The organism is Tabrizicola sp. (assembly GCF_051645465.1).
Taxonomy (GTDB): domain Bacteria; phylum Pseudomonadota; class Alphaproteobacteria; order Rhodobacterales; family Rhodobacteraceae; genus Tabrizicola.
This window is the reverse complement of record NZ_JBOFBI010000080.1, coordinates 1-23,082: the sequence shown is the minus strand read 5'-3', so window position 1 is coordinate 23,082 and position 23,082 is coordinate 1. Positions and strand designations below refer to the sequence as shown.

The following is a 23,082-nucleotide window of genomic DNA, read 5'->3' as shown; positions in this document are numbered from 1 at the left end:
AGCTTCCCCGTCTTCCTCAAGGAAACCGAATTCCGCTTCAACAACAGGCGCGAGGACCTCTACAAAATCCTCCTCAAAGCCTGCAGACTGAAACCCCTCAGGACACTCAGCTAGGGTAGACCCTTTCGAAAAGATTTGCGCCCTATCCCGCCGCCAGCGCCTTGATCCCCCGCACGACCAGCGTGTGGTCCTCCAGCTGCGGCAGGCCCGAGACGGTCGCGACCGCAACCACCCCCGCACCCTGCACCCGGATCGGCACTGCCCCGCCGTGGTCGGCGTAGTGGGCCGGATCGAGCCCATGCTTCGCAAGGCTTTCGCCCTTGGCCCTGTTGCGTTCGCCCACCAGAAGCGATGCTTCCTGGAACATCAGCGCGGTATTCGACTTCCGAAGCGCCCAGAGACCGTTCAACGGCGCCGAGCCGGGCATGGCGGCATGAAACAGCGTCCGATCAAAGGTGCGGATGTCGATCACGACCGGCAGACGCTCGGCTTCGGCGATGCCAACCAGAATCTGTCCAAGCCTCAGCGCCTCGGCTTCGGCAAAGCGCGGCAAGACCAGCGTCGAAAGCTCGTCCTGCAATTGCTGAACGTTCGACGGCGTGCCCGTTGCCATCAGTCGCGCCGCAGGCTTGCGGGCAAGGCATCGACGTAGCGCGCGGGCATGTCTGTCGGCACGGTGCCACGGCGAACCAGCTCGTCCAGGCAATAGAGCGCCAGCGAATGGCTTTGGATGACGCCGGAGCCAAGAATGGCCAGATGCATCAGCTGGTCTTCAGACAGGTGCTCGGGCTCGGCGATGTTGCGAAGGTAGACCGCATCGCCATCGATCAGCTGATCACCCATGATCTTGCGGCGCACCCGTCCTAACTGGGAATGAAGCAGGGTTCCGGTCTTGTTGAACAGGAACTTGTGCAGGCAGAACCCCTGCCGCGAAAGCTCGACATCCGTTTCGCCGAGCATCGGCTCATCCTGATAAAGCCGCTGGTAGCGCAGCTCGACGATCACCGCGACCGCGCTTTGCAGCATCCTTTGTGCGCCGATAAATGCAAGCTTTTCAGCTCCTTGAGCGTCGATCTTCATCATATCGAACTGCGGCAGACCAACGACCCGGTCAAGCGCTACGGTTTCCATCATCTCTGTTCCGCGTATCGTGCCGAGTTTTGCCCGGCAGACGGCGGTCAGCCCCGGCATATAGGGCCGGAAGATCGATGTCATCGGCTCATCCCGGTAAAGATGCAGCTCTCGTGTCTGACCGTCCCCGACCGCGTGATTGTAGTTCGTCTCGTTCGGGCGCTTTGCGGCCTGCAACGCGGCAAAGGCTTTCGCCTCGGGCTCGAAATTCACCACGTGGCACGCGTTCAGCTGCCGAAGCAGATGGTACGGAGGTTCGTTGATCGGATTGGCACCCACATCAACGATCGTCGTGATCCTTGACGGCTTGAGCTCGTCCAGCAAAAGCTGCAGCTCGGCAGGCGCTTTCGGGTCTTGCACAGCATTTTCCTTTCCGGGCTTTCCAGCCACTGCCTGGCGCTGGACCAATGCTTGCCTTCTTGGCGTGACAGCCGCAAGGCCAATACCGGTGCCGCTGTCGGGCCTATGTTCAGATTGCCCCGATGCCGCGCAGGACCATGTCCTTGACGCTCGCCTTCGCCTCGGCCCATTGCCGGTCAGTCAGCGGGCGGCCTGCGTTAAGCGTCTGGATCTGATGGCCGAAGTCGGCGTAGTGCTGGGTCGTGGCCCAAAGCATGTAAAGCAGGTGACGAGGGCTCACCGGCCGCATCTTGTCCTCGTCGATCCACCGTTGGATCACCGCGATCCGCCCGTCCGTCCAGTCGCGAAGCGTCGTCTCCAGATAGTCCTGGATCACCGGCGCCCCGTGCATCACCTCTGACGCCCAGACTTTCGAGCCATAGGGATGCCGCCGCGAGATATCCATCTTGGCGTCGATATAGGCCCCGATCCCCTCGACCGGCCCCGGCGCATTGTCGAAACTGGCTGCAGCATCCAGCCAGATCTCGAAGATCTGTTGCACGACCCGGCGGTAAAGGTCTTCCTTCGTGGCGAAGTAGTAGTGCAGGTTCGCCTTCGGCAGACCCGCCATGTCGGCGATCAGCTGCATGGTCGCCCCCCCGAACCCGGCCTCGGCAAACACCTTCTCGGCCGCATCCAGAATCGTGCGTTCGTTCTCGCGCCGGATATCTGTGCGGCGGCCGGGTTTCAGGCGGGAAATCTGGGCGTCAGGGGCCATGCCGTTCCCATATTTTCGTTGACCGGTTGGTCAGGTTGTGCTGCGCTTCACCTTGACCATACGGTCAGGAAACGAGTCGCGGCAAGGGGCAGGATAGCCTTGGCCGGACGGGGAGTGCGCCAGATGCCAGCCACCGGGGACAACCTTCGGATCAATCCGGAACGGCTGTGGGACAGCCTTGAGGAAATGGCTCAGATCGGCCCCGGCGTGGCGGGTGGCAACAACCGCCAGACCCTGACCGATGCGGATGGTGAGGGGCGCCACCTCTTCCAGCGCTGGTGTCAAGCCGCGGGGATGACCATGGGCGTCGACACCATGGGCAACATGTTCGCGACGCGCGCGGGAACAGACCCCTTGGCGCTGCCGGTCTACATGGGCTCGCATCTGGATACGCAGCCGACCGGCGGGCGCTATGACGGGGTGCTGGGCGTCCTTGGGGCGCTGGAAGTGGTCCGCACGCTGAACGACATGAGCGTGAAGACGAAGCACCCGATCGTGGTCACGAACTGGACCAACGAAGAGGGCGCGCGGTTTGCCCCTGCAATGCTGGCGAGCGGGGTCTTCGCGGGCATCCATACCGAGGAATATGCCAAGTCACGCAAGGACTTGGATGGGAAGGTCTTTGGCGAGGAACTGGCGCGCATCGGCTGGGTCGGCGACGAAAAGGTCGGCGTCCGGAAGATGCATGCGATGCTGGAGCTTCACATCGAGCAGGGCCCGATCCTCGAGGCCGAGGGCAAGGACATCGGCGTCGTGACCCATGGCCAGGGCCTCTGGTGGCTGGAGATCACGCTGACGGGGAAGGACGCCCACACTGGTTCCACGCCCATGAACATGCGGGTGAACGCGGGCCTCGGGATGGCGCGGATTACCGAGCGGGTGCATCAGATCGCGATGAGCCATCAGCCTGGCGCGGTGGGCGCGGTGGGGCAGGTGAAGGTTTTGCCCAACAGCCGCAATGTGATACCGGGCAAGGTTGTGTTCACGGTCGACATCCGCTCGCCCGAACAGGCGAAGCTGGATGCGATGAAGGCCGAGGTCATCCGTGCCGCCCATGCGGTGGCGAAGGAGCTGGGGCTGGGGTGCTCGATCGAGGATGTGGGCCACTTCGACCCCGTCACCTTCGACCCCGGTCTGGTGAAGATCGTCCGCCAATCCGCTGAAAAGCTGGGCTATTCCCATATGGACATCGTCAGCGGCGCGGGCCACGACGCCTGCTGGATCAACCGCGTCGCGCCGACGGTGATGGTGATGTGCCCCTGCGTGGACGGGCTGAGCCACAATGAGGCCGAGAAGATCACCCCGGAATGGGCGGCGGCGGGGACGGATGTGCTGCTCCACGCGGTGCTTGAGGTGGCGGGGGTGGTGGGGTGAGACTTTGGCTGGTCACGGCATTCTCTGCCGCATTTGGTTTGCCGACTTATGCGGATCCTTGGCACAATTGGTATGTAGGAATTGTGCCAGACGCTGCGCATCCAGGTACGGTCGAAAAAGAGGAAGCCGAGGCTGCCTATGCTGGGGTCGCAAGCGAAGACCAAAATGGAGATCGAATAATGTTTGGTGTGAGGTGTTCGGTAGTTGACCCTCAATCGGACAATCCAAAGGGTAACGAGCGCCTCATCACTTCGATATTTATCGGGGGAGTCCACCGGGATGTAACCCAGGTTCCTATCCACCTGCTTGCCTCGTTTGATGGCGGAGCGGAAGTTGAAATGGGGCCCTTCCTATTCAACCAGTTTGCTTTGGTTGGAAATGCCCGCCCTCAGTTCCTCGCGATGCTCATGACTCATCGTGAGATGAAAATATGGGCTAGGGAGGGCACGCTCGCCGCCACCGTTCCATTGGAGAATGCTGCTGAGTCGATTGCTGGGATTCAGTGTTGGGGAGATGAAATCAAATGACCACCATCATCAAGAACGGCACCGTCGTCACTGCCGACCTCACCTACAAGGCGGATGTCCGCATCGAGAACGGCACGATCACCGAGATCGGGCAGGGCCTCAAGGGCGGGACGGAGCTTGATGCGACCGGGTGTTACGTCATGCCCGGCGGGATTGATCCGCATACGCATCTGGAGATGCCGTTCATGGGCACCTACTCCTCGGACGATTTCGAAAGCGGCACGCGGGCGGCGCTTTCGGGCGGGACCACGATGGTCGTCGACTTCATCCTGCCGGGGCAGGGGCAGGACCTGATGGATGCGGCCAAGGCCTGGCACAACAAGTCCGGCCGGGCGACCTGCGACTACAGCTACCACATGGCGGTCACTTGGTGGGGCGAGAAGGTCTGGACCGGGATCGAGGACTCGATCAAGGCCGGGATCACCAGCTTCAAGCATTTCATGGCCTACAAGGGCGCGCTCATGGTCAATGACGATGAGCTGTTCAACAGCTTCCGCCGGGTGGGGGACCTCGGCGGCCTTGCGATGGTCCATGCCGAGAACGGCGATGTGGTGGCCGAGCTGACGGCAAAGCTTCTGGCCGAGGGCAACACCGGCCCCGAGGCCCATGCCTACTCCCGCCCCCCGCAGGTGGAAGGCGAGGCCACCAACCGCGCGATCATGATCGCCGACATGGCCGGCGTGCCGCTTTATGTGGTCCATGTCAGTTGCGAGGACGCGCACGAGGCCATCCGGCGCGCGCGCCAGCAGGGGAAGCGCGTCTGGGGCGAACCCCTGATCCAGCACCTGACGCTCGACGAAAGCGAGTACTTCCACTCCGACTGGGACCACGCTGCCCGCCGCGTCATGTCGCCGCCGTTCCGAAACAAGCAGCATCAGGACAGCCTCTGGGCAGGTCTGATGTCCGGCAGCCTCTCGGTCGTGGCCACCGATCACTGCGCCTTCACCACCGCTCAGAAACGTTTCGGGGTCGGCAACTTCGCCAAGATCCCGAACGGGACCGGGGGCCTTGAGGACCGGATGCCGATGCTCTGGACCCATGGGGTCGGCACGGGGCGGCTGACGCCGAATGAATTCGTGGCCGTAACCTCAACCAACATCGCGAAAATCCTGAACTGCTACCCGAAGAAAGGCGCGGTCCTGGTTGGCTCGGATGCCGACCTTGTCGTCTGGGACCCGGCGAAAGAGAAGACGATCACCGCCGGAAAGCAGCAGTCCTCCATCGACTACAACGTCTTCGAGGGCCAGAAGGTGAAGGGCCTCCCCCGCTTCACCCTGACCCGCGGCCATGTCGCCATCCACGATGGAGAGGTGAGGACGCAAGAAGGCCACGGCAAGTTCGTGGCCCGCGAGGCTCGCCCGGCAGTCAACCGCGCGCTCAGCCAGTGGAAAGACCTTACCGCGCCGCGACCGGTGCTACGGTCGGGCGTTCCGGCAACGGGGGTGTGACGGGCGCCTCTTCAGGTTCGGGAGAGGGGCGCCAGGAGAGGACGGGGATGCCGAAGAAATCCTCGTCGAAGTCCTCGGGGCCGGGCTTGTAGGCGAGGGTCGTGGGCATGGCGGGCCTCCGATACGGGAAGACTGCACAATATCTGTGCAGTGCAACGGGAAGATGAAGGGACGAGCGTGAGGGACACGTCGGAGGCGAATTTGAGCGGGGCAAAGTCTCGGAGGACGCTGCGTGCTGCAAAGCGGGGCAGTTCGATGCTACTCCGGAACCAGACTTTCCAAGTCGGGCTGCAGGACGACGCTCTCTTGCTCGTTCGGGTCGGTGCGGCTGATGACTGCCGTCGCCGGACCGGGGCCGGGGTTGAACGGCAGATGCGGCATGTCGGCGGGGATGTAGAGCAGGTCTCCGGCCACGACCTCCATCCGGTGCTGGAGGCGGTCGCCCCAGTACATCACGGTGACCCCCTCCAGCATGTAGATCGCGGTCTCGTGGGTGGCATGCTTGTGGGCCTTGGCGCGGCCTCCGGGCGGGATCGTGAGGAGGTGCATGCAGATGCCGGTGCTGCCAACGGTCTCGGCCGCGATGCCGGCGTTGTAGGTGAAGCCCTGCTTGCCGTCGAATGTGTCGGTGGGGCGCAATTTGCGACAGGGGATCATGGTGTTCTCCAATACAGAATGACAATGGCGAAGGATTACCACGCGATGCGGATGGGGGCGAGCCGGACTCACGGAGTGGTGAAGGCATGAAGGACACGCAGAGCCCACTGGCTCCGGTGATCGAGGCGAAGGGACTGAACCTGGTTTTCCAGACGGCGGATGGGCCGGTTCAAGCGTTGAAAGACGTGAACCTGACGGTCGCGAAGGGGGAGTTCGTCAGCTTCATCGGGCCAAGCGGTTGCGGGAAGACGACTTTCCTGCGGGCCGTCGCGGCTTTGGAGCATCCGACAAGCGGGACTTTGACTGTGAACGGGATGACGCCAGACGAGGCGCGGCGGAAGCGGGCTTATGGGTACGTATTCCAGGCAGCGGGGCTTTATCCCTGGCGCACAATCAGTGGGAACATCCGGCTACCGCTTGAAATCATGGAGTTTTCCAGGTCCGAGATGGACCAGCGGGTCGAGCGGGTTCTGGACCTCGTGGAACTGAAGGGCTTCGGCAAGAAGTTCCCCTGGCAGCTCTCCGGGGGGATGCAGCAGCGCGCCTCGATCGCGCGGGCTTTGGCGTTCGATGCCGACATTCTCCTGATGGACGAACCCTTCGGTGCGCTGGACGAAATCGTGCGGGACCGGCTGAACGAGGAGGTGCTGAAGCTCTGGGCCCGTACCGGGAAAACCATTGGTTTCGTTACGCATTCCATCCCGGAGGCGGTGTATCTGTCCACCAAGATCGTGGTCATGTCACCCCGTCCGGGCCGGATCACCGACATCATCGACTCGCCCCTGCCGAAAGAGCGCCCCCTGGACATCCGCGACAGCCGGGAGTTCATCGAGATCGCGCACCGGGTGCGGGAAGGCTTGCGGGCGGGGCATCATGAAGACTAGGTCAGGCGTCTTCGGTCCATCGACCGCGGCTCCCCCTTGCATCTCTGCACAGGGTGGCGTGCCTCCGACCGGAGGTGGGGCATGACGTCGCTCTCGTTCCTGTGGCTCGGGGCCGCGACGGCGGTGTTCGTGGCGGCGAATGCTGTCCTGAAGCTCTATGCAACGAAGGGCGCAGTCCCGGTCCTGATCGGGGCGCTTGCGCTATTCTGTCTCGGCAACTGGCTGATGGTGCAGGTCATGAAGGCGAACGGCCTTGGCCTTGCCATCGCGCTGTCGGCGATCTTCCAGCTGGTGGCGATTTCGGTGATGGCGATCTTCGTGTTTGGCGAACGGCCGACCGGACTGCAGCTTGCGGGAATGGCGCTCGGGTGCGTGGCGGTCGCGATGATCGCCTGGCCGACGGGGGCGAAGGGATGATTTCGTTCAGCGCTAGCCCCCCCACCCCATCCCTCCCCCACGGTGGGGGGAGGGAGGCGCCCTGGACCATTGGCGCGACATCTGGACCCAAGGATTTCCCTCCCCCCGCGTGGGGGAGGGTCAGGGTGGGGGGGGTGCCGTGAAGCGAGCGCTTCCCGTCCTTACCGTCCTTTGCGGCCTTGTGGTCATCTGGTACCTCGCAGCGGTCTGGATGAACTCCACCTGGGTCTACGATCAGGCCGGGCGGGCGGGGACGACCGTAAGCTTCGGGGAGATGGTGCCGCAGACGATGAACCAGGACCGCCCGCTTCTGCCGCCGCCGCATCAGGTTGGGGTGGAGCTTTGGAAGGGGCTCTTCGGGCAGGCGGTCACCTCGAAGCGGAGCCTCGTCTACCATGGGTTCGTGACCTTCAAGGGCACGATGATGGGGTTTGGCCTCGGGATCGCCTTCGGGGTGCTCCTGGCCATGTCCATCGTCCGGTTCCGGGTGATGGACATGAGCGTGATGCCCTGGGCGATCATCAGCCAGACCGTGCCGATCGTGGCGCTGGCGCCGATGATCATCACCCTCTCCAGCCAGCTGGGGCTCGAAGGGCGCGATCTGCCAAAGGCGATCATCGCGGCTTACCTTTCCTTCTTCCCGGTGCTGGTCAGCATGGTGAAGGGCTTGCGAAGCCCCGATCAGATGCAGCTCGACCTTCTGAAGACCTACGGCGCGGGGGAGGGGGCAACCTTCCTGAAACTCCGCCTTCCGGCTTCGATGCCCTATTTCTTCGCTTCGCTGAAAGTGGCTGTCGCGGCAAGCCTTGTGGGCACCATCGTCGGCGAACTCCCCACCGGCGCTATCGAGGGCCTCGGCGCGCGGATGCTGATCGGATCGCAGTTCGGCGAGCCCCTGATCATGTGGTCCGCGCTCTTTGCCGCGGCGATCCTCGCGGGGCTCTTGATCGTGGCGGTGGGGGTTGCCGAACGCATCGCCCGGCGGCGGATGGGGGCGGTTTGATGAGCCGGAAATCGCCCCATTGGACGACGGAAACCTACGACACCATCCAAGTGGTCAAGTTCATTGGCGTTGTCGCCGTCGGGCTTGCCGCCGTTGGCTTTGCAAATCCGGGCCTGGCCGGCATCGTCGGCTTCTGGATCGTCGCGTGGATCGTCAACGTCTGGGTGGCAAGATTCCTGGGCGACTTCTCTCGGTGGCTGGTTCCGGTCATCTTCGGGCTGACAGTTCTGCTGCTGTGGGAAATGGTGGTTGCGGTCTATGCGGTTCCACCCGTAATCCTGCCGGCGCCCTCGGCCATCGGGGCAACGATCATCAGGGCAGCGCCCATCCTCTGGCAGGACTTCGCCCAGACCATCCTGAAAGGCGCCATCCCCGGCTTCCTGATCGGGGCAGGGGCCGCATTCCTGACCGCCATCGCCATCGACCGCAGCCCATTCCTGCAACGCGGCCTTCTTCCCATCGGCAACTTTGTTGCCGCCCTGCCCATCGTCGGCCTCGCCCCCATCCTTGTGATGTGGTTCGGGTTCGACTGGCAGTCGAAGGCCGCGGTCGTGGTGGTGATGGTCTTCTTCCCGATGCTCGTGAACGTCGTGGCGGGCCTGCAGGCCAGCGAGCGGATGCAGCGCGATCTGATGGCGACCTGGGGGGCCTCGTACCTTCAGACCCTCGTCAAGCTCCGCCTTCCCGCTGCCATGCCCTTCATCTTCAACGGGCTCAAAATTGCATCGACTCTGGCCCTGATCGGCGCGATTGTTGCCGAGTTTTTCGGCAGTCCGGTCTATGGAATGGGATTCCGCATCTCGACCGAGGTCGGGAGGCTTGGCCTCGACATGGTCTGGGCCACGATTGCGGTCGCGGCATTGGCGGGGTCGGCGCTTTACGGGCTGATCTCGCTGATCGAACGGTGGGTGACCTTCTGGCACCCGTCGCAACGGCACTAACCAATGGCCCCGGGGTGGGCCCAACACGGGAGAAGACAATGAAAAAACTGATCACGGCAGCTTTCCTTGCGGCGATGGCCACGGGCGCCAACGCCGAGGATGTGAAGCTGCAGCTGAAATGGGTGACCCAGGCGCAGTTCGCGGGCTATTACGTCGCGCAGGCCAAGGGGTTCTATGAGGAAGAGGGGCTGAACGTCACCATCCTTCCGGGCGGGCCGGACATAGCGCCCACGCAGGTGATCGCAGGCGGTGGCGCCGATGTGGTGGTCGAATGGATGCCGGCGGCGCTTGCGGCACGCGAGAAGGGCCTGCCGCTGGTGAACATCGCGCAGCCGTTCGCGTCCTCCGGCCTGATGCTGACCTGCCTGGCCGAGACGGGCATCAAGGAGCCGAAGGATTTTGCCGACAAGACGCTGGGCGTCTGGTTCTTCGGCAACGAATATCCGTTCCTGAGCTGGATGTCCCAGCTTGGTCTGGCCACCGATGGCTCGGCGGGCGGGGTGACGGTGCTGAAGCAGGGCTTCAACGTCGATCCGCTTCTGCAGAAGCAGGCGGCTTGCGTCTCGACCATGACCTACAACGAATACTGGCAGGTGATCGATGCGGGCATCACGCCCGAGCAGTTGGTGACCTTCAAGTATCAGGACATGGGCGTGGCCACGCTGGAAGACGGGCTTTACGTGCTTGAGGAGCGGCTGGCCGACCCGGCTTTCCAGGAGACGATGGTCAAGTTCGTGCGCGCAAGCATGAAGGGCTGGAAGTACGCGGAAGCCAACCCCGATGAAGCGGCGATGATCGTCCTTGAGAACGACCAGACCGGTGCCCAGACCGAAGCGCATCAGAAGCGGATGATGGGCGAGATCGCGAAGCTGACGGCTGGCTCGTCGGGCGCGCTGGACCTGGCGGCGGCCGAGAAGACCGTGGCAACGCTCCTCGCGGGCGGGTCGGACCCGGTGATCACCAAGGCACCGGAAGGGGCCTGGACCAGCATGATCACCGACAAGGCGCTGGCGAACTAAGCCTGCCCGATGCTTGACCAAGGCGCCGTCCGGCAAGGGCGGCGCCGTTTTCTTTGCCACTTTGTAAATCTTCACAAAACCTGTAAATCTGGCGCGGGGAGGGCCCATGCCGCTATCAGCCTTGACCGGAACCAAGCTCAGGGAGCGCCGTCTTGCGGCGGGCTTGCGTCAGGCGGATGCCGCGGCGAAGGCGGGGATTTCGGCGTCCTACCTCAACCTCATCGAACACAACCGCCGCAACGTGACCGCTGACGTCCTGGAACGGCTGGCAGAAGCCTTGGGTATCGACCGGACGGCGCTGGTCGACGGGCAGGATGCCGCACTGGTCGAGGACTTGCGGGCCGCTGCCGCCCGGGGTGAGCAGAGCGGCGTCGAGCTTGACCGGATCGACGATCTGGTGGACCGATTTCCGGGATGGGCCAGGCTTCTGGGCGCGCTCGAAGCCCGGAATCTGGCGCTGGAGCGCGCGGTCGAGGCGCTGAACGACCGGATGACCCACGATCCGCATCTGTCGCAGTCGCTGCACGAGCTTTTGTCGTCGCTCTCGGCGGTTCGGGCGACAGCCGCGATCCTGGCCGAGACGCCGGACCTCGAGCCCGCCTGGGCGGAACGCTTCCATCGCAACCTCCATCAGGACAGCGAGCGCCTTGCAGTCGGGGCCGAGGCCCTGGTCGGGGTCCTGGATGCAGGCCGGGGGATTGCCGAACAGGGCATCGTCTCGCCGCAGGAAGAGGTGGAGGATTGGCTGCGGGGCCGTGGCTGGGCCCTGACCGATGCCGAGCTTCTGTCGGGTCTGGACGAAGAGATCGCGGGCCTCGCCTCAAGTGCCGCGCGAAACCTTGCGCGGGCCCATGTCGACCGGGCGGCTTCGGATGCCCGACTGCTTCCCGAGGGCAGCTTCGCTTCGGCCGTGGCAGAACTGGGGCCGGACCCGTTCTTGCTGGCCGAACGCTTCGGGGCCTCGCCCCTTGCCGTCATGCGCCGGATTGCCGGAGTACCGGGGCAGGAGGCGGGACTGGTGATCTGCGATGCCTCCGGAACGCTGACGTTCCGCAAGCCCGCGGCTGGCTTTCCGCTGCCACGCTTCGGGGCGGCCTGTCCGCTTTGGCCGCTTTATGCGGCACTCGGTCGGCCCATGCAGCCCTTCGAGACGCGGGTCGAGATGCCGGGGCAGCCGGACAGGCGGCATCGGGCGATCGCGTGGTCCGAAGCTCGCCACCCGCTGGGTCTGCGGGGGCCGGAACTGCGTGAGGCGGCGATGCTGATCCTGGCCGACGAAGGCAGCGGACCGGTCCTGGGCCTCGGATCAAGCTGCCGGGTCTGCGCGCGGGGCACCTGCGTCGCGCGGCGCGAGCCGTCGATCCTGTCGTCCGAAGGGGTTGGATGAGGGGTGCTAATCGTTCGACTTCGTCTCCTCGTCGCGGTGCCCTCAGCGAGGAGTGACGAAGTCATCGACGAGCGGTCCCAGCGTTGCAAGCTTTGACAGGCGCGCCCCTTGCGGCCAATAGTGGGGCAGGGCGGCTGAAGACCGCCGGGGGGGAACAATTGCCAAAACACGTGCTCCTCATCGAGGACGAGGTGAACATCGCCGAGGCGATCCGGTTCCTTTTGACCCGCGACGGTCTTCGGGTCACCCATGTGACCGAGGGTATCGCGGCCTTGGCGACGATGCGGCAGGACCCGCCCGACCTTGTCATCCTTGACCACATGCTGCCGGGCATGTCGGGGCTAGAGATCCTGACCGCGCTGCGCGCCGAGCCGTCAACTGGCGATCTGCCCGTGATGATGCTGACCGCACGCGGCCGCGACCGCGAGATGGCGGAACGGGCGGGGGCCGACCGCTTCATGACCAAGCCCTTTTCCAACGCCGAGATCCTGGCCGAGGTCCGCGCCATGCTGGATCGGACATGAAACGCCCCAAGCGCCCGCTGTTCCTTGCCCGCGCGCCCTACCGCAGGCGGCGGCTGCGCGATGCGGCCCGCCTTCTGCCGCTCTTCGGCGTCTTCCTTCTGCTCTTGCCGCTGCTCTGGACGCCAGAGTCGCGAATGGCGCTGACTTCTGGCGATGTCATCTATTTCTTCTCGGTCTGGCTCATCCTGATCGCGCTCGCCGCCGCCTTCGCGCCCGGCCTGCGCGGAGGCGAGGGCGTGGACGAGGACGAGGACTGACATGCCCTTCAACCTTCTCGTCCTGGCCTGCTTCCTTTACGTCTTCTTCCTCTTCACCGTTGCCTTCCTGGTCGAAGGCCGCGCCGCGAGGGGCCGCCTCGGCTGGCTCCGCTCACCCCTCGTCTACACGCTCTCGCTCTCGATCTACTGCACCGCCTGGACCTTCTACGGCGCCGTCGGCTACGCCGCCCGCTCGGGGTTGGAGTTCCTCACGATCTACTTCGGCCCGACGCTTGTGTTCATCGGCTGGTGGCTCCTTCTGCGCAAGCTCGTGCGGATCGGGCGGCAGCACCGGGTGACCTCGATCGCCGACCTGATCTCGTCGCGCTACGGCAAGTCGAACACGCTTGGCGTCATCGTCACGATCATGGCCGTGGTCGCCGCCACCCCCTACATCGCGCTCCAGCTGCAGTCGGTTGTCCTTTCCTTCGGCGTCTTCGCCGCTGCCTCGCCCGATCAGACCTCCACGCCCGATCCTGCACTGATCGCGATCTGGGTCGCCGTGGGGTTGGCGCTCTTCACCATCCTCTTCGGCACCCGCAACCTTGACGCCCGCGAACAGCACCCCGGCATCGTCACCGCAATCGCGGTCGAGGCGGTCGTGAAGCTCGCAGCCCTCCTTGCTGTCGGCAGCTTCGTCGTCTGGGGCATCGCGGGCGGCGTCTCCGATGTCATCGCCCGGATCGATGCCGCAGACCTCGCCGCCTGGCAGGTCCGGCCGGGGCGGTGGACGGGGCTCATCTTCCTGTCCGCCGTCGCCGTCATCACGCTCCCCCGCATGTTCCAGGTCATGGTGGTCGAGAACGACGACGAAGGCCATCTCGCCCGCGCCAGCTGGGCCTTCCCGCTTTACCTGATGGCGATGAGCTTCTTCATCGTGCCGATCGCCGTCGTCGGCCTTGATGTGCTGCCGGAAGGATCGAACCCCGACATGTTCGTCCTGACGCTACCGCTCTCCGAAGGGCAGGGGGCGCTGGCGATGCTCGCGTTCCTCGGCGGGTTTTCCTCGGCCACCTCGATGGTGATCGTCGAATCGATAGCACTTGCCACGATGATCTCGAACCACGTGATGATCCCGCTCTGGCTCAAGCTTCGCCCTGCAGCAGCGGCTGCGGACGACCTGCGGTCGGTCGTTCTGCTCGCCCGGCGGCTGGGCATCGCGATCGTGCTGGCGCTGGGATACGGCTACTACCGGTTCTCTGGCGGATCGGCGGCCCTCGCGGCGATCGGGTTGATCGCGTTCCTTGGCGTGGCGCAGGTCCTGCCCGCCATGATCGGTGGCATCTTCTGGCGCGGGGCCACGAAAACCGGGGCGATGCTGGGGCTGATGACCGGCTTCCTCGTCTGGGCCTACACATCCTTCCTGCCGTCCTTCGGCCCCGGGGCGGTGCTTTCCGAAACGGTCTTCACCGAAGGGCTCTTCGGCCTTTCCTGGCTCCGGCCGCAGGCCTTGTTCGGCACCGAAACGATGGACCCCCTCGTTCATGCGCTTTTCTGGTCGATGGCGCTGAACGTCATCGCGTTCTGCCTTGGCTCGCTTCTCACCTTCCCCGGCCCGGTCGAGCGGCTGCAGGGGGCCGCCTTCGTGAACGTCTTCGACGGCGCGGTCGGCCCGCAACGCTGGGCGCGTGGTGACGCCGAGCCCGAAGCGCTTCTGACCATGGCGCAGCGCATCCTGGGCGAGGACGCAGCGTTGACCCTCTTCCAGACCGCGGCCCGGACGCAAGGAAAAGAGGGCTTCCTGCCCGACCCGACGCCTGCTTTCCTCGACAGCCTCGAAGCGCGGCTTTCCGGCTCGGTCGGTGCGGCCACAGCCCATGCGATGATCAGCCAGCTTGTGGGCCGGGCGACCGTCACGGTCGAAGACCTGATGGCCGTCGCCAGCGAATCCGCCCAGATCCTGGAATACTCCGCCCAGCTTGAAGCGCGTGAGGCCGAACTGACCCGCACCGCCGGGGCGCTCCGCGAGGCGAACGAAAAGCTGACCCAGCTTTCGCTCCAGAAGGACGCGTTCCTCAGCCAGATCAGCCATGAGCTTCGCACACCCATGACCTCGATCCGCGCCTTTTCCGAGATTCTGACCGAAGGCGATCTCCCGCCGGAAACCGTCGCGCGCTACGGCCAGATCATCCATGACGAAGCCAAGCGGCTGACCCGGCTGCTCGACGATCTTCTCGACCTGTCGATCCTCGAAAACGGCTCGGTGCAGCTGACCGTGGGGCTCGCAAGCCTGCAAGCCATGATCGATACGGCGCTGACCGCAGCACGGCAGACCCGGCCGGACCGTGAGTTCCTGGTGATCCGCGACCTGCCGTCCGAGGCGATCTACCTCAAGACCGACGCCGACCGGCTAACGCAGGTCTTCATCAACCTGATCTCGAACGCGCGGAAATACTGTGATGCCGCGCGCCCCGAGCTTCGGATTGCGGTGCGCCAGAAGGGCGGGCGGGTCACGGTGGACTTCATCGATAATGGCAAGGGCATCCCGAAGGACTCGCAAGCGCTGATCTTCGAGAAGTTCGCCCGGTTGACCGATGCGAACCGCGCCGGGGGGGCGGGCCTTGGCCTTGCCATCTGCCGCGAGATCATGACGAACCTCGACGGCGCGGTGGACTATCTGCCGGGCCAGCGCGGTGCGGCGTTCCGGGTGACCGTGCCTTTGCGGCTGGAAAGGCTCGCGGCTTAACGCTTTGTGAAGGAAGCGCGCCGTAGTCTTGTGGGCGAAGGACTGGCCCCCGCATGACCCACCCATGACCGATGTTATCCGCCGCAAGATCGACCGCGCCCGTCCTGCCGCCGCAGAAGGCGCACCCGGCGCTGACCGGGGCTGGCGGCTTGCGCTTGCACGGGCCGCACGTAACGCGATGGGGCTGGATCTTGAGTTCCGGTCGCTGACCATCACCCGGCAAAGCCTGGCCGAGATTCTGGAACAGGTCCCCGACCGCGCGCTTCTTGGCCTGCTTGACGGCCCGCAGGGCGGCCTTGGGGTGATCATGCTCGCCCCGTCGGTAACCGCCGCCCTGATCGAAAAGCAGACCCTTGGCCGCTTGTCGGCCCAGCCACCCGCCCCGCGCAAGGCCAGCCGGATCGACGCCGCGATGGTGGCGGGCGTGATCGACCGTGCGCTTGCCGGTCTTGATGAGGCGCTGGCCGAAGAGGCCGATCTGATCTGGGCGGGCGGGTTCCGCTACGCCTCCTATCTCGAAGATCCGCGGCCCCTGGGATTGATGCTGGAAGACGAGGGCTACCGGGTGCTCTCCGCAGACGTGCTTCTGGGCGCCGGACGTGAGGGCAGGGTGATCCTAGTCCTTCCGGCAACCGGCCGGGGCCTCCGTCCCGCGCTCCAGACCGACGCGGCCGAGGTTGAAGCACCACAGTTCACCGCAGCCCTGGGCGCTCAGGTGATGCAGGCCGATTGCCGACTGGATGCGGTGATCGGGCGGCTGACCCTGCCGCTCCGCCAGATCATGGCGCTTGCCCCCGGTTACGTTCTGACGCTCCCATCCGCCACGCTGGATGCCGTGTCGCTGGAAACGATCGACGGGTGCCGTATCGCAGGCGGAAAGCTCGGCCAGAATCGCGGCATGCGGGCGCTGAAACTGGCTGAGGCGGTTGCCGTCCGGCCGGTCACGCCCGCGATGCCGAAGGTCCCTCGGGTCGCTTTGAGTGAAGAGCCGCCACCCGAACTTCGCGCGGCGGGGTAGTTCGCGCGGGTCCGATGGTCTGAGAGTGCTTCCTCGGTCGATTCGCAGACCGTAGTTAACGGCCGTCAAAAGAGACGCGCGTATAGACGAAAACAAGACGGAAACCAGATGGAAACAAGACGACCGGTTTACTCGAAATCCCCAAGATTAACGCATCGCTCTCAAAGACTTGCAGGCCGACCTTAAATCGCGCCCCGGTCGCTCCCGACTTTCCCGTTCACCGCTCCTTAACCCAACGCGAAGGCGGTCACCCCGCAGCCTTCGCCAACGCCTCGATCTGCGGTCGAAGGTGTTCCAGCTGATAGCCGAAGCGGGCCGGAATCCCGACCAACTCGTCCGTAGGCCGCTTCCCCGCCTCGGCCAGCGCCCACATGACCGAAGACCGGTTGCCCGACGCGCAATAGGCCAAGACCGGACCGCTTGAGCCCGCCATCGCCGCACCCTGTGCGGTCACGTTCTCCATCGTCATCGCCCCCCCGATCACCGGATTGGCAACGAAGGTCATTCCCAAGGATTCCACAGCCTTACGCATCACATCGGCATGCAGATGCGGCGGTATCTCGCCATCCGGGCGGTTGTCGATCACCGTCACATACCCCGCCGCCTTGATCGCAGGCAGGTCGCTCGGTTCGATCTGGGGCGAAACGGCGTAATCGGGGGTCAGCGCGCGGATATCCATGGGTCTCTCCACTAAACGGCGCGACGATAGCCAGCTTGGTCTGAAAACGGAAGCTCTGTTGACTTGGGTCAAGGCGGCGGCAGCCCATTTCGCCTACGCATTTGTCACCAGGAGGAGGACGAGATGCAGGCCAATCCGAGAACGCCGAATGCGGCACGAAAAGCCGCACTGGAAAAACGCCTGAAAGAGCTGGATGCACGGCTTGAATCGATTGAAGAAGAGCTCGATTCGCATCATGATCCGGATTGGGAAGAGCTTGCAACCGAACGCGAAGGTGATGAGGTTCTTGAAGCCACCGGAAACGCTGGTTTGGCCGAAATCACCCAGATCAGAGCCGCGCTGAAGCGGATCGCGGACGGTACCTACGGCGACTGCACCCGCTGCGGTGAAAAGATCGCCGAGGCCCGCCTTGATGCCTTGCCCTGGACCCCGCTTTGCAGGAGTTGTGCCCAATGACCGCCCGCAATCCCACCGATCTCATCCGCCAAGAGTCCGATCTTCTGGCCGCAGGCCTTGAACTGCAGCACCAGGGGCTCGAGCTCATTCTGGCCGAGATGCGCGCTTTGGCCGCGCTGATGCCAAGCGAGGCCCCACCCAGGCCAACCGATTCCGAGATCGAAGCCGGGTTCGACAACATGCCGGTCTAGCCAAAGGATCGCGCCACAGGCTTGCAAACGCCCTTGGGTTGTTTCTTACTTGCCCGGAAATCCTGGCCGGGGAACGGGAATGTCCGCAGAAGGGCTGAAAGTCGAGCTGCAGGACGGGATTCGCGTCCTGACCTTGGCCAACCCACCCACGAATGCCCTGACCTCAGAGATCCGGGCGGCACTTCTTGGCCAGATCGCGCATCCCACCGAGGATTGCCGCGGCTTCGTCCTTGCAGGCGAAGGCGCGAGCTTCTCCAGCCACCTCCCGCTCGATCCCGACCACAGCGATCCGTCGCTGGCCGAGCTTTGCCGGGCGGTGGCAGAGTGCCCGGTTCCCGTGGTCGCCGTCGTGCATGGCCTTGTCACCGGGCCTGGGGCCGAGCTTGCCCTGGCCGCGCGTGCCCGGCTTGCCGCCTCAAGCCTGCGCATCGCTTTTGCCGATGTGTCGCTCGGCCTCTGCCCGGCCGCGGGCAGCTCGCAGCGCCTGCCCCGGCTGATCGGCGCGAAGGCCGCGCTCCGCCTTCTGCTGACCGGGCGGCCTGTCCCGGCGTCCGAGGCACTGTCCCTCGGCCTCGTCGACGGCATCACCGAAAGCATCCCGCTGTCGGCAGCTGTGCGCCTGGCCGGGGCCCTTGCAGTGCGCGAGCTTCTGACCCGCCAGGCCCCCGATCCGGCCGAGTGGCAAAACGCCATTGCCGCCGCCCGCCGCGAACAGGCGGCACGGCTGCCTGCGAACCGAAGGATCGTCGACTGCGTCGAAGCGGCACTTCTTCTGCCAGTCGAGAACGGGCTGGCGTTTGAAGCGGTCGTCCGGCGCGACCTCGAGCAGACGGTCGAAGCCGCGGGCCTGCGTGCAGCCGCAAAGGCCGAGCGTCGCGCGCTTGCGGTCCCGGCCGTCATGGCCCGGTTGAGGCCGCTGTCCGTCAACCAGATCGGGCTTTCTGGAACGTCCCCCGGCCTCGTCCCGCTGGCCATCGCGGCACTGTCCCGCGGCTTGGGCGTCGCCTGGGTCTTTCCAGGAGAGGAGGCCCGCAAAAGCGGTGTCGCCACCATCGAGGCAGGAATTGCCGAGGCTCAGCGGGCCGGCAGCCTGTCGCCAGAGCAGGCGCTGGACATGAGGACCCGTCTGAACGCCACCGAAGACCACAAGGCATTGGCGACGTTGCCTTTTCTGATCCACGACCGGCGGCCTGACCCCACGGGCGACCGGGGTGGTCTGCCGGGTGCCGCGCATGTTGTTCTGGGTGGTGCCGACGGCGAAATGGGCCTGGCACTCGCGCCGTCGCAACGGGTTTGCGAGTTGTCATCGGCCGAGGGCGTGCCGCCTCTGGCCCGCGCGACAGCGATTGCCGGGTTGCGCCGGATGGGGATTTCGCCGCTGCTCGTCGGCGAACGCCCGGTTCTTGGGTCAAGGCTGGCCGAGGCAGGCCGGACCGCGATCGCCTGGATGCTGGCGCGGGGGGTTCCGCGTCGGCTGATCGCGTCGGCGCTGGACGAGTTCGGCGCACGCAGGCTTGAGGACTTTTCCGCCGAAGCGCCCACGGTCCTGCGTGCGATGCCTGCGCCAGAGGTCCTGAACCGCTGGCTGGCCGCACTGGCAAACGAAGGCGCGCGGCTTCTGGACGAAGGCCTCGCGCTACACGCATCGGACATCGACTACCTGATGGTCGCGGGCCAGTTCTTTCCGCGCTGGCAGGGCGGGCCGATGCATCAGGCTGATGAGCGGGGCTTGATGGTCGTCAGACACGATCTGCGGGCCTGGGGGGCGGAAGCGGCCCTTTGGAGCCCCGCTCCGCTGATCGACCGGCTGATCCGCGACGGCCAGGGCTTCGCCGCCCTGGGCGGCCAGGCGGTCTAGCCCAGCAGGATTCCTGCGACCACGGCGGCAAGCCCAAGCGCCGAAATCCCGACCGCTGCAAGGTTGATCACGACGACCCGCTGCAGCTCCGCCCGAAGCGACGCGTCGTCAAGCCCCGACCGCTTCGCCCGGACCGCGCGCTGGATGCAGTAGCCAAGGCCCAGAAGCCCGACTACCGTCAGACCAGCACCCCCCCAGATCAGTGCCTGCATCTTTGGCCCCCCTGAAAAACCAATGCCGAGCTAAACCTTCCCGCCCGTCGACGCAAGCAATCCGCCGCACGCGTCCGATCCTGCCTTGAACCCGCACCGCCGGGCGGGGTAGGAACCGCTGACCCATCCGATTATCGAGGACCGCCATGGCCGACGCGACCGACCCCTATGCCGTAACCGCCGACGAGCTTCGGCAGTTCATCGAACGCTTTGAGCAGCTGGAGGCGGAAAAGAAAGACGTCACCGAGCAGCAGAAAGAGCTCATGGCCGAAGCGAAGGGCCGCGGCTATGACACGCGTGTCATGCGCAAGGTGATTGCACTCCGGAAGCGCAAGCCCGATGAGCTTGCGGAAGAGGAAGCGGTGCTGGAGCTTTACAAGACCGCGCTCGGGATGAGCTGATCAGGGCTCGATGAACCTGACGTCCGGGTTGCGCCGGATGCGTTCGATGTCCTCAAGATAGGCCTCGGTCAGCTCTCTGACCGTCCTTTCGGTCCAGCCGGGAACGTTGACCTCGGCCTCCAGCTGCTCGGGCCGGCCGAACTTCTCCAGGAACGCCATCACGATCCGCCGCCGCTGCGACACCGACTGCGGCGGATGATCGCGGCAATAGCCGTGGAAGCGCGCCAAGCCGGTTTCGGTCATGATAAGGGCCAGAAGTTCGTCATCGTCGGCAAGGCGGGTATCCGGGTCATGGCCCGAGACGGCCTGCAGGACTTCGGGCCAGATGAGCGGCGTATCTTCATCGCACCAGATGGTCAGCGGAACCTCGGGATTGGCGGCCAGGATCTGGGCCACGGCATCCGACCAGCGCAGGCTGAAGGGGTCGACACCCTCGGCGATATCCTCGTGCCCCTTGGAATTCGCGCGCGTTCTAAGCTCGGGCACGAAGGTCGCGGGATTGCGGATGGCAAGGTGGAACTCGGCCTGGATGTCCGGAAAGATCTGGGTGAACGCGCGGACCCTCTCGCCGCCGTGGCCGTAAAGCGAGCCACGCAAGGCGTAGGCCGGAAAGCTGAGGAAGCTTGTCCAGGATAGGATCAGCCGTTCGGCCGTTGTCTCGTCCATGATCTGGTCCAGGATCATCGCTTCGGTGTCCTGCGACGCGGGCGCGCCCCTAAGCTGCCCCGCCGTGTCGCGCAGAAGCTTGCGGTAGCGTGTCGGAGAGGGCACGACGATGCCTTGTTCCGCCAGCGTACCGCGGTTTTTCAGAAGGCAGCGGACCAGCCGGTCGTCGTCGGTGCAATGGGCACCAAGGTGGTAGACTATGCGCATCGGGCCTGACTTTAAGTCTCGGGCATCTCGGGCCCGGCGGCGCGACTATAAGGGCTTTTCTGGACAGTTAAACCGCTTTCCTGTAACCCCCGGCGCAGGATGTCCGACCGTTTCACTCAACTTGACCGCCGCCCGTCATGGCGCCTCTCCGGCCTCTGGGCGATCGGCGCTGTGATCATCGCCGGAGTGGTGCTGGCGCCTATCGTTTCGATCGTCTGGATTGCCCTGAACCCCACCGAAAACATCTGGCCACACCTCATGGCGACGGTCCTGCCGCGCTATCTCGGAACGACGCTTCTTCTGATGCTGGGCGTCGCTGTCCTGACCGCGGCGATGGGGACGGGCGCGGCCTGGCTGATCAGCCAGTACCGCTTTCCCGGCCGGCACTGGCTGTCGCACGCGCTCCTCTTCCCGCTTGCGATCCCGGCCTATGTCGGGGCCTATGCGCTGGTCGACCTTCTGGACTACGCCGGGCCGGTGCAGTCGGGCCTCCGTGCGGGTTTCGGCTGGGCCTCGGCCCGCGACTACTGGTTCCCCGAAACCCGCTCGCTCTGGGCCGCGATCCTGGTCCTTTCCTTCGCGCTTTACCCCTACGTCTACCTCCTCGCCCGCGCCGCCTACCGCGAGCAGTCGGGCCGCGCCTATGAAGTCGCCCGCGCGCTTGGCTGCGGGCCCTGGGGGATGTTCTTCCGGATAGGCCTGCCTCTTGCCCGGCCCGCGATCGCAGCCGGTGTAGCGCTGGCGCTGATGGAGACGGTCGCGGACTACGGCACGGTCCACCATTTCGGCGTGCAGACACTGACGACCGGAGTCTTCTCGACCTGGCTCAATGGCGGCAATGCCGGGGGCGCGGCGCAGATCGCCGGGGTGATCCTGCTGTTGATCCTTCTGCTCGTCGGCCTCGAACGGGCAGGGCGGGGCGGGGCGCGATTTCACCGGCTGGGGCGGAGTGCTGCGCCGACCGAGCCGCAGCCGATTGTCGGCGGCAAGCGTTGGTATGCGACGGCGCTATGCCTTCTGCCGTTTCTCGGTGGCTTCGTCCTGCCGGTCGCGGTGATGCTGGTGCATTCTGCCGGCGCTCCGGAAGGCTGGCTTTCGCCGGGGCTCGTGGAGGCGCTGACGAACACGCTGATCGTCGGAGGCATTGCCGCCGCGGTCACGGTCGGGGCTGCCCTGTTCCTGGTCTATGCCCTGCGGATGGCAGGTTCGACCCTTGCGCAGTGGCTGCTGCCGGTGACCCTGATCGGCTATGCCGCACCGGGGGCGGTTCTTGCGCTTGGGCTCCTCCTGCCGCTCGCCGCGCTCGATCACCGGCTGGCCGATGCGATCCAGGGGCTGACGGGGCAGGATCCCGGCCTGCTGATCACCGGCACCGCGGCGGCACTGGGCCTGGCCTACATGGTCCGCTTCTTCGGCATCGCCCAGGGCGCGATCGATGCGGCTTATGGCCGGGTCTCGCCGTCCTTGGCCATGGCGGCCCGGTCGCTTGGGCGGACGTCGGGGGGGACGCTCTCGGGCGTCTACCTCCCGCTGATGCGGGGCTCGGTGCTGACGGCGCTGCTGGTGGTGTTCGTCGATTGCGTGAAGGAGCTGCCCGCGACGCTTCTCCTCCGGCCCTTCAACTACAACACCCTTTCAACTCGGGTCTTCGAGCTGGCGAGCCTTGAGCGGCTGTCGGAAGCGGCTCCGGCGGCGCTTCTGGTCATGGGGGTGGGGCTGGTGGCCGTCATCGTCGTCGCGCGGGGGCAGCGGGACTGAGGCCTTGCGCGGAGCGGGCCGCGAGGGTATCTGGTGGCCCGTGGCCCCTATAGCTCAGCTGGTAGAGCATCTGATTTGTAATCAGAGGGTCGGGAGTTCGAGTCTCTCTGGGGGCACCACCACCTGCGTCAGAGTTGTCCCACGGTGGGACAGAGGCGCAAGTCTTTGAAATCATTTGTATCAATTGCTCGTTCATGAACCGATAGGCATGACGGTGGGGCGTCGTAGGGTGCGCTACAGCGCACCGTTGGATGGTGCGCTGTA

General features: G+C 65.1%; 26 protein-coding genes and 1 tRNA gene. 19 read left to right on the top strand and 8 right to left on the bottom strand.

The annotated features are described in order from the left end of the window. Positions 1-142: 142 nt before the first annotated feature. The 3 genes from ACRCSW_RS05340 to ACRCSW_RS05330 form a co-directional block, all read right to left on the bottom strand. A complete protein-coding gene (locus ACRCSW_RS05340; protein ID WP_438703213.1) occupies positions 143-613 on the bottom strand; it encodes a heme-degrading domain-containing protein in 471 nt (156 codons plus the stop codon). After that, complete coding sequence (locus tag ACRCSW_RS05335; protein WP_438703211.1) at positions 613-1,491, bottom strand: FkbM family methyltransferase; 879 nt, start codon at positions 1,489-1,491, stop codon at positions 613-615. Before ACRCSW_RS05335 ends, ACRCSW_RS05340 begins: the two co-directional genes overlap by 1 nt. Before the next feature lie 109 nt (positions 1,492-1,600). Further along, positions 1,601-2,248, bottom strand: coding sequence for a TetR/AcrR family transcriptional regulator (locus tag ACRCSW_RS05330; protein ID WP_438703209.1), 648 nt, complete (start codon positions 2,246-2,248; stop codon positions 1,601-1,603). 123 nt (positions 2,249-2,371) lie between these two features. Between ACRCSW_RS05330 and ACRCSW_RS05325 the strand changes: the two genes are divergently transcribed. From ACRCSW_RS05325 to hydA, 3 genes are read left to right on the top strand one after another with little or no spacing between them, the layout of a single operon-like run. Then, the gene (locus tag ACRCSW_RS05325) at positions 2,372-3,622 is read left to right on the top strand and encodes a Zn-dependent hydrolase (RefSeq protein ID WP_438703208.1); all 1,251 of its coding nucleotides are present in this window, start codon (positions 2,372-2,374) and stop codon (positions 3,620-3,622) included. Then, positions 3,619-4,149 carry a hypothetical protein gene (locus ACRCSW_RS05320; protein ID WP_438703206.1) on the top strand — a complete coding sequence of 177 codons (531 nt, stop codon included), beginning with the start codon at positions 3,619-3,621 and terminating at the stop codon, positions 4,147-4,149. Before ACRCSW_RS05325 ends, ACRCSW_RS05320 begins: the two co-directional genes overlap by 4 nt. Continuing rightward, positions 4,146-5,597 (top strand): dihydropyrimidinase, encoded by a 1,452-nt coding sequence (hydA, locus tag ACRCSW_RS05315; protein WP_438703204.1) that lies wholly within the window; start codon positions 4,146-4,148, stop codon positions 5,595-5,597. Before ACRCSW_RS05320 ends, hydA begins: the two co-directional genes overlap by 4 nt. Here the strand turns inward: hydA and ACRCSW_RS05310 are convergent. Together ACRCSW_RS05310 and ACRCSW_RS05305 are read right to left on the bottom strand one after the other, a co-directional pair. Then, a complete protein-coding gene (locus tag ACRCSW_RS05310) occupies positions 5,545-5,706 on the bottom strand; it encodes a hypothetical protein (protein WP_438703202.1) in 162 nt (53 codons plus the stop codon). The two genes, hydA and ACRCSW_RS05310, sit on opposite strands and share 53 nt — an antisense overlap. Before the next feature lie 149 nt (positions 5,707-5,855). After that, positions 5,856-6,254, bottom strand: coding sequence for a cupin domain-containing protein (locus ACRCSW_RS05305; RefSeq protein WP_438703200.1), 399 nt, complete (start codon positions 6,252-6,254; stop codon positions 5,856-5,858). 86 nt (positions 6,255-6,340) lie between these two features. Between ACRCSW_RS05305 and ACRCSW_RS05300 the strand changes: the two genes are divergently transcribed. From ACRCSW_RS05300 to ACRCSW_RS05255, 10 genes are all read left to right on the top strand, one after another. Further along, positions 6,341-7,138 (top strand): ABC transporter ATP-binding protein, encoded by a 798-nt coding sequence (locus ACRCSW_RS05300; protein ID WP_438703199.1) that lies wholly within the window; start codon positions 6,341-6,343, stop codon positions 7,136-7,138. 81 nt (positions 7,139-7,219) lie between these two features. Next, a complete protein-coding gene (locus tag ACRCSW_RS05295) occupies positions 7,220-7,555 on the top strand; it encodes a hypothetical protein (protein ID WP_438703198.1) in 336 nt (111 codons plus the stop codon). Positions 7,556-7,694: 139 nt separating this feature from the next. After that, on the top strand, positions 7,695-8,558 hold the full coding sequence (locus ACRCSW_RS05290) for an ABC transporter permease (RefSeq protein ID WP_438703197.1): 864 nt from the start codon (positions 7,695-7,697) through the stop codon (positions 8,556-8,558). Further along, positions 8,558-9,499 (top strand): ABC transporter permease, encoded by a 942-nt coding sequence (locus ACRCSW_RS05285; RefSeq protein ID WP_438703195.1) that lies wholly within the window; start codon positions 8,558-8,560, stop codon positions 9,497-9,499. The genes ACRCSW_RS05290 and ACRCSW_RS05285 overlap by 1 nt, the downstream gene beginning before the upstream one ends. 38 nt (positions 9,500-9,537) lie before the next feature. Then, complete coding sequence (locus tag ACRCSW_RS05280) at positions 9,538-10,518, top strand: ABC transporter substrate-binding protein (RefSeq protein ID WP_438703193.1); 981 nt, start codon at positions 9,538-9,540, stop codon at positions 10,516-10,518. A 106-nt stretch (positions 10,519-10,624) separates the two neighbouring features. Next, the gene (locus ACRCSW_RS05275; protein ID WP_438703191.1) at positions 10,625-11,905 is read left to right on the top strand and encodes a helix-turn-helix domain-containing protein; all 1,281 of its coding nucleotides are present in this window, start codon (positions 10,625-10,627) and stop codon (positions 11,903-11,905) included. Positions 11,906-12,063: 158 nt separating this feature from the next. Next, entirely contained in the window at positions 12,064-12,429 is a 366-nt protein-coding gene (locus ACRCSW_RS05270; RefSeq protein WP_438703189.1) for a response regulator transcription factor, read from the top strand. Further along, positions 12,426-12,686, top strand: coding sequence for a hypothetical protein (locus tag ACRCSW_RS05265; protein WP_438703187.1), 261 nt, complete (start codon positions 12,426-12,428; stop codon positions 12,684-12,686). Before ACRCSW_RS05270 ends, ACRCSW_RS05265 begins: the two co-directional genes overlap by 4 nt. Position 12,687: 1 nt before the next feature. Beyond that, the gene (locus ACRCSW_RS05260) at positions 12,688-15,372 is read left to right on the top strand and encodes an ATP-binding protein (RefSeq protein ID WP_438703185.1); all 2,685 of its coding nucleotides are present in this window, start codon (positions 12,688-12,690) and stop codon (positions 15,370-15,372) included. A 64-nt stretch (positions 15,373-15,436) separates the two neighbouring features. Continuing rightward, positions 15,437-16,390: a FliM/FliN family flagellar motor C-terminal domain-containing protein gene (locus ACRCSW_RS05255; RefSeq protein WP_438703183.1), complete on the top strand. Its 954-nt coding sequence runs from the start codon at positions 15,437-15,439 to the stop codon at positions 16,388-16,390. 247 nt (positions 16,391-16,637) lie between these two features. On the opposite strand, the gene ACRCSW_RS05250 is transcribed toward ACRCSW_RS05255, so the two are convergent. Beyond that, a complete protein-coding gene (locus ACRCSW_RS05250; RefSeq protein ID WP_438703182.1) occupies positions 16,638-17,069 on the bottom strand; it encodes a TIGR01244 family sulfur transferase in 432 nt (143 codons plus the stop codon). A 123-nt stretch (positions 17,070-17,192) separates the two neighbouring features. Between ACRCSW_RS05250 and ACRCSW_RS05245 the strand changes: the two genes are divergently transcribed. The 3 genes from ACRCSW_RS05245 (at position 17,193) to ACRCSW_RS05235 (ending at position 19,574) form a co-directional block, all read left to right on the top strand. After that, the gene (locus tag ACRCSW_RS05245; protein WP_438703180.1) at positions 17,193-17,525 is read left to right on the top strand and encodes a TraR/DksA family transcriptional regulator; all 333 of its coding nucleotides are present in this window, start codon (positions 17,193-17,195) and stop codon (positions 17,523-17,525) included. After that, positions 17,522-17,716, top strand: a complete 195-nt coding sequence (locus ACRCSW_RS05240) for a hypothetical protein (protein ID WP_438703179.1) — start codon at positions 17,522-17,524, stop codon at positions 17,714-17,716. Before ACRCSW_RS05245 ends, ACRCSW_RS05240 begins: the two co-directional genes overlap by 4 nt. Positions 17,717-17,795: 79 nt before the next feature. Continuing rightward, entirely contained in the window at positions 17,796-19,574 is a 1,779-nt protein-coding gene (locus ACRCSW_RS05235; RefSeq protein WP_438703177.1) for an enoyl-CoA hydratase-related protein, read from the top strand. Here ACRCSW_RS05235 and ACRCSW_RS05230 read toward each other — a convergent pair. Next, positions 19,571-19,786 (bottom strand): hypothetical protein, encoded by a 216-nt coding sequence (locus ACRCSW_RS05230; RefSeq protein WP_438703176.1) that lies wholly within the window; start codon positions 19,784-19,786, stop codon positions 19,571-19,573. The genes ACRCSW_RS05235 and ACRCSW_RS05230 overlap by 4 nt on opposite strands. 146 nt (positions 19,787-19,932) lie before the next feature. Here ACRCSW_RS05230 and ACRCSW_RS05225 point away from each other — a divergent pair, with 146 nt between their 5' ends. Further along, the gene (locus ACRCSW_RS05225; protein ID WP_438703175.1) at positions 19,933-20,187 is read left to right on the top strand and encodes a DUF2312 domain-containing protein; all 255 of its coding nucleotides are present in this window, start codon (positions 19,933-19,935) and stop codon (positions 20,185-20,187) included. On the opposite strand, the gene ACRCSW_RS05220 is transcribed toward ACRCSW_RS05225, so the two are convergent. Next, entirely contained in the window at positions 20,188-21,060 is an 873-nt protein-coding gene (locus ACRCSW_RS05220; protein ID WP_438703173.1) for a hypothetical protein, read from the bottom strand. A 99-nt stretch (positions 21,061-21,159) separates the two neighbouring features. Here ACRCSW_RS05220 and ACRCSW_RS05215 point away from each other — a divergent pair, with 99 nt between their 5' ends. Further along, the gene (locus ACRCSW_RS05215) at positions 21,160-22,818 is read left to right on the top strand and encodes an ABC transporter permease (RefSeq protein WP_438703171.1); all 1,659 of its coding nucleotides are present in this window, start codon (positions 21,160-21,162) and stop codon (positions 22,816-22,818) included. A 43-nt stretch (positions 22,819-22,861) separates the two neighbouring features. After that, positions 22,862-22,937: transfer RNA gene (locus ACRCSW_RS05210), tRNA-Thr, on the top strand. Positions 22,938-23,082: the final 145 nt, after the last annotated feature.